The sequence below is a fragment of the Pseudomonas sp. NPDC087598 genome (assembly GCF_044743525.1).
In the GTDB taxonomy this organism is placed as follows: domain Bacteria; phylum Pseudomonadota; class Gammaproteobacteria; order Pseudomonadales; family Pseudomonadaceae; genus Aquipseudomonas.
The window spans coordinates 1-4,485 of the sequence record NZ_JBIUWQ010000124.1 but is presented as its reverse complement, the minus strand read 5'-3'; the positions used below and the strand labels follow the sequence as shown (position 1 = coordinate 4,485).

The window sequence follows — 4,485 nt, the reverse complement described above, 5'->3', positions numbered from 1 at the left end:
TGGGCGAGGGCTGGCATGTGGCGCGGGCGATGTTGCCGGTGCAGGAGAAGCGTGCGGTGATGTTGATTGATCCGCCGTTCGAGCAACTAGATGAACGCGGAAGATCCTGATGTCGGCACCGGCATGGTCGGCGCACCAGCGTGCGGCGACGTAATGCGCCTGCAAATCAAGGTCAACGATCAGGGCGTTATTGAAGACGCCAAGTTCAAGACCTATGGCTGCGGTTCCGCCATCGCTTCCAGCTCCCTCGCCACCGAGTGGATGAAGGGCAAGACTCTGGATGAAGCGGAAACCATCAAAAACACCCAGCTGGCCGAAGAACTGGCCTTGCCGCCAGTGAAAATTCACTGCTCGGTACTCGCTGAAGACGCTATCAAAGCGGCTGTTCGCGATTACAAGCAGAAGAAAGGCTTGATCTAAGCATTGGGCGACGAGTAAGGAGTCAACGATGGCTATCAGCATGACAGAAGCGGCTGCTCGACACGTGCGGCGCTCCCTCGACGGGCGCGGCAAAGGTGAAGGGATTCGTCTGGGTGTTCGCACCACAGGCTGTTCCGGCCTTGCCTACGTGCTGGAGTTTGTCGACGAGGTGGTTGCAGAGGATCAGGTGTTCGAGAGTCACGGCGAAAAAGTGATCATCGACCCGAAGAGCCTGGCCTATCTGGACGGCACCGAGCTCGATTTCGTCAAGGAAGGGTTGAACGAAGGCTTCAAGTTCAACAATCCCAACGTTCGCGGTGAATGTGGCTGCGGCGAAAGCTTCAACATCTGAGGCTTGTCGTGGGAATTCCTTGTCATTTCGCTTTATTCGAGCTGCAACCGAGCTTCCGTCTGGATCTCGAGCAGTTGGCCACGCGCTATCGTGAGTTGGCGCGCGGCGTTCATCCTGATCGTTTTGCCGACGCTTCCGAGCGTGAGCAGCGGTCGGCACTCGAGCAGTCTGCGCGTCTCAACGACGCTTATCAGACGCTCAAGAGCCCAGCCCAGCGCGCACGCTACCTGCTGACCATCAGCGGGCATGAAGTGCCGATGGAGGTCACGGTCCATGACCCCGAGTTTCTTCTGCAGCAGATGCAATGGCGCGAAGAGCTCGAAGACCTCCAGGACAGCGCTGACCTCGACGGTGTCGCGGTATTCAAGCGTCGCTTGAAAGTGGCTCAGGAAGAACTCAATGAAAGCTTCGCGGCCTGTTGGGATGATGCAGCGCAACGTGAGCAGGCCGAACGCCTGATGCGGCGCATGCAGTTCCTCGACAAGCTCACCTACGAAGTGCGCCAGTTAGAAGAGCGCCTCGACGATTAACCCAGTGCCGCTCCGGTCGCACGCCTGATATACAGATAAGTCCTGATCACGATGGCCCTACTGCAGATCGCCGAACCCGGCCAAAGTCCTCAACCGCACCAGCGTCGTCTGGCTGTGGGGATCGACTTGGGTACTACCAATTCGCTGGTCGCTGCGTTGCGCAGTGGTCTTTCCGAGCCGCTGGCTGACGCAAACGGGCAGGTCATCCTGCCGTCCGCCGTGCGTTATCACGCTGACCGCGTCGAAGTTGGCGAGTCGGCCAAGCTGGCCGCCGCTTCCGATCCCTTGAACACTGTGCTGTCGGTCAAGCGCTTGATGGGTCGTGGTCTGTCCGACGTCAAGCAATTGGGCGAGCAACTGCCATACCGCTTTGTCGGTGGTGAATCGCACATGCCGTTCATCGACACCGTACAAGGCCCAAAAAGCCCGGTCGAAGTCTCTGCCGACATTCTCAAGGTTCTGCGTCAGCGCGCTGAAGCGACCTTGGGTGGCGAATTGGTCGGTGCGGTAATCACCGTTCCGGCGTATTTCGATGATGCTCAGCGTCAGGCCACCAAAGATGCGGCGAAACTCGCCGGTCTCAATGTGCTGCGCCTGCTCAACGAGCCGACTGCGGCGGCTGTGGCTTATGGCCTGGATCAACATGCCGAAGGCCTGGTCGCGATTTACGACCTGGGTGGCGGTACTTTCGATATTTCGATTCTGCGTCTGACTGGCGGTGTTTTCGAGGTTCTGGCCACCGGCGGCGACAGCGCGCTGGGCGGCGATGACTTCGATCACGCGATTGCCGGCTGGATCATCGAGTGCGCGGGCCTGTCCGCCGATCTCGATCCGGGCGCACAACGCAATTTGCTGCAAACCGCTTGCGCGGCAAAAGAAGCCCTGACCGATGCGGCCAGTGTTGAAGTTGCCTACGGTGACTGGAAAGCGCAGCTGACCCGTGAAGCTTTTGATGCGCTGATCGAGCCGATGGTTGCACGCAGCCTGAAAGCCTGCCGTCGCGCCGTTCGCGATTCCGGCGTTGAGCTGGAAGACGTGCATGCCGTGGTCATGGTCGGCGGTTCGACTCGCGTTCCGCGCGTTCGCGAAGCTGTTGCCGAAGCCTTCGGTCGTCAGCCTTTGACTGAAATCGATCCGGATCAAGTGGTGGCCATCGGTGCCGCGATCCAGGCCGATACGCTGGCTGGCAACAAGCGTGATGGCGGCGAACTGCTGCTGCTCGACGTGATCCCGCTGTCCCTGGGGCTGGAAACCATGGGCGGTCTGATGGAGAAGGTGATCCCGCGCAACACCACCATCCCCGTCGCTCGCGCACAGGATTTCACCACTTATAAAGACGGCCAGTCGGCCATGGCGATCCACGTGCTGCAAGGCGAGCGCGAACTGATCAGTGACTGCCGTTCGCTGGCACGCTTCGAATTGCGTGGTATTCCGGCGATGGTTGCTGGTGCGGCGAAGATTCGCGTGACCTTCCAGGTCGATGCCGACGGTCTGCTCAGCGTTTCCGCCCGTGAACTGGGTTCGGGCGTTGAGGCGAGCATTCAGGTCAAGCCGTCCTATGGTCTGACCGACGGCGAAATCGCCAAAATGCTCAAGGATTCGTTCCAGCACGCTAATGACGACAAGGTCGCCCGCGTTCTGCGTGAGCAACAAGTCGATGCCCAGCGCCTGATCGAAGCGGTGCAGGGCGCTCTTGAGGTCGATGGCGAGCGTTTGCTTGACGCCGAAGAACGCATGGTCATCGACCTGCAGTTGCAGGAATTGGCTGAACTGATGAAAGGTACTGATGGTTACGCCATCGAGCAGCAGACCAAGCGTCTGTCGCAAGTGACCGATGCTTTTGCTGCCCGCCGCATGGATTTGACGGTGAAAGCCGCTCTGTCGGGGCGCAATCTGAATGAAATCGAGGATATCTGATGCCGCAGGTCATTTTTCTGCCACACGAGAAGTTCTGCCCTGAAGGCATGGTCGTTGACGCTGCGCCTGGCACGTCGATTCTCGAGCTGGCTCACGAACACCACATCGAGATGGAAAGCGCCTGCGGCGGCGTGTGTGCTTGCACCACCTGTCACTGCATCATCCGCGAGGGTTTCGACTCGATGGAAGAGGCTGACGAGCTGGAAGAAGACTTCCTCGATCGTGCCTGGGGTCTGGAAGCACAATCGCGTCTAGCCTGTCAGGCTATCGTCGGTGAAGAAGACATCACCGTCGAAATTCCGAAATATTCGCTTAACCATGCGGCCGAAGCGCCGCACTGACTGGTAAGACTGTCATGAGCTACGGTTGGAATGATGTTCAACGCATTGCAGAAGAATTGGCCGAGGCCAAGCCGGGTGTAGATCCGTATTCTGTCAATTTCGTCGAGTTGCAGCAGTGGATCAAAGAGCTGCCTGACTTCGACGCTAACTCTGGCCGGGTCGGCGAGAAGGTGTTGGAAGCGGTTCAGACTCTCTGGGCCGAAGAATTGGACTGATCGTCCTCGCAGGTTAGGCAATACCCAAGAACCCGCGTATAATTCGCGGGTTTAATTTTTCGCAAATTACCGTTTCTGGAGTTACACCATGGCTGTTCAACGCACTTTCTCCATCATCAAGCCTGACGCTGTTGCAAAAAACGTCATCGGCGAAATCACCACTCGTTTCGAAAAAGCCGGCCTGCGCGTTGTAGCTTCGAAACTGAAGCAACTGTCCAAAGCTGAAGCTGAAGGCTTCTACGCTGAGCACAGCGCTCGTGGTTTCTTCGGCGACCTGGTTGCTTTCATGATCTCCGGTCCTGTTGTTGTTCAGGTTCTGGAAGGCGAAAACGCTATCGCTCTGAACCGTGAGCTGATGGGCGCCACCAACCCTAAAGAAGCTGCTGCCGGCACCATCCGCGCTGACTTCGCTGATTCCATCGACGCCAACGCTGTTCACGGTTCGGACTCCGAAGCCGCCGCTGCTCGTGAAATCTCGTACTTCTTCGCAGCTACTGAAGTAACCACTCGCTAAGCATTGGCTTAAGAGTGAAGGTGAATCCATGACTACATCGACTGTAAAAACCAACCTGCTGGGTCTGACTCAACAGGAAATGGAAAAATTCTTCGACTCAATCGGGGAGAAGCGTTTCCGTGCCGGTCAGGTAATGAAATGGATTCACCACTTTGGCGTCGATGATTTCGACGCCATGACGAACGTCAGCAAGGCC

General features: G+C 57.7%; 7 protein-coding genes and 2 pseudogenes. All 9 read left to right on the top strand.

What is annotated here, in order from left to right; translation table 11 throughout:
* Window positions 1-104: pseudogene (gene rlmJ / locus ACIOWE_RS29800) on the top strand (23S rRNA (adenine(2030)-N(6))-methyltransferase RlmJ); the annotation flags it as partial.
* Window positions 91-420: a Fe-S cluster assembly scaffold IscU gene (gene iscU, locus ACIOWE_RS29795; protein WP_401398531.1), complete on the top strand. Its 330-nt coding sequence runs from the start codon at window positions 91-93 to the stop codon at window positions 418-420. The pseudogene rlmJ and the gene iscU, both read left to right, overlap by 14 nt.
* 28 nt (window positions 421-448) lie before the next feature.
* A complete protein-coding gene (gene iscA / locus ACIOWE_RS29790) occupies window positions 449-772 on the top strand; it encodes an iron-sulfur cluster assembly protein IscA (protein ID WP_003227904.1) in 324 nt (107 codons plus the stop codon).
* Between the two features lie 8 nt (window positions 773-780).
* A complete protein-coding gene (gene hscB, locus ACIOWE_RS29785; RefSeq protein ID WP_008084660.1) occupies window positions 781-1,302 on the top strand; it encodes a co-chaperone HscB in 522 nt (173 codons plus the stop codon).
* Between the two features lie 51 nt (window positions 1,303-1,353).
* Window positions 1,354-3,219 (top strand): Fe-S protein assembly chaperone HscA, encoded by a 1,866-nt coding sequence (gene hscA, locus ACIOWE_RS29780; protein WP_401398530.1) that lies wholly within the window; start codon window positions 1,354-1,356, stop codon window positions 3,217-3,219.
* The gene (gene fdx / locus ACIOWE_RS29775) at window positions 3,219-3,560 is read left to right on the top strand and encodes an ISC system 2Fe-2S type ferredoxin (protein ID WP_064392064.1); all 342 of its coding nucleotides are present in this window, start codon (window positions 3,219-3,221) and stop codon (window positions 3,558-3,560) included. The genes hscA and fdx overlap by 1 nt, the downstream gene beginning before the upstream one ends.
* 14 nt (window positions 3,561-3,574) lie before the next feature.
* Window positions 3,575-3,775, top strand: coding sequence for a Fe-S cluster assembly protein IscX (gene iscX, locus ACIOWE_RS29770; protein WP_322844704.1), 201 nt, complete (start codon window positions 3,575-3,577; stop codon window positions 3,773-3,775).
* Window positions 3,776-3,863: 88 nt separating this feature from the next.
* Window positions 3,864-4,289 (top strand): nucleoside-diphosphate kinase, encoded by a 426-nt coding sequence (ndk, locus tag ACIOWE_RS29765; RefSeq protein WP_007916882.1) that lies wholly within the window; start codon window positions 3,864-3,866, stop codon window positions 4,287-4,289.
* Window positions 4,290-4,317: 28 nt separating this feature from the next.
* Window positions 4,318-4,485, top strand: a pseudogene (locus ACIOWE_RS29760) (23S rRNA (adenine(2503)-C(2))-methyltransferase RlmN); the annotation flags it as partial.

Coding starts and splice junctions, on each gene's coding strand:
- iscU (WP_401398531.1), top strand. CDS start 91: ATGAACGCGGAAGATCCTGATGTCGGCACCGGCATGGTCGGCGCACCA.
- iscA (WP_003227904.1), top strand. CDS start 449: ATGGCTATCAGCATGACAGAAGCGGCTGCTCGACACGTGCGGCGCTCC.
- hscA (WP_401398530.1), top strand. CDS start 1,354: ATGGCCCTACTGCAGATCGCCGAACCCGGCCAAAGTCCTCAACCGCAC.
- fdx (WP_064392064.1), top strand. CDS start 3,219: ATGCCGCAGGTCATTTTTCTGCCACACGAGAAGTTCTGCCCTGAAGGC.
- iscX (WP_322844704.1), top strand. CDS start 3,575: ATGAGCTACGGTTGGAATGATGTTCAACGCATTGCAGAAGAATTGGCC.
- ndk (WP_007916882.1), top strand. CDS start 3,864: ATGGCTGTTCAACGCACTTTCTCCATCATCAAGCCTGACGCTGTTGCA.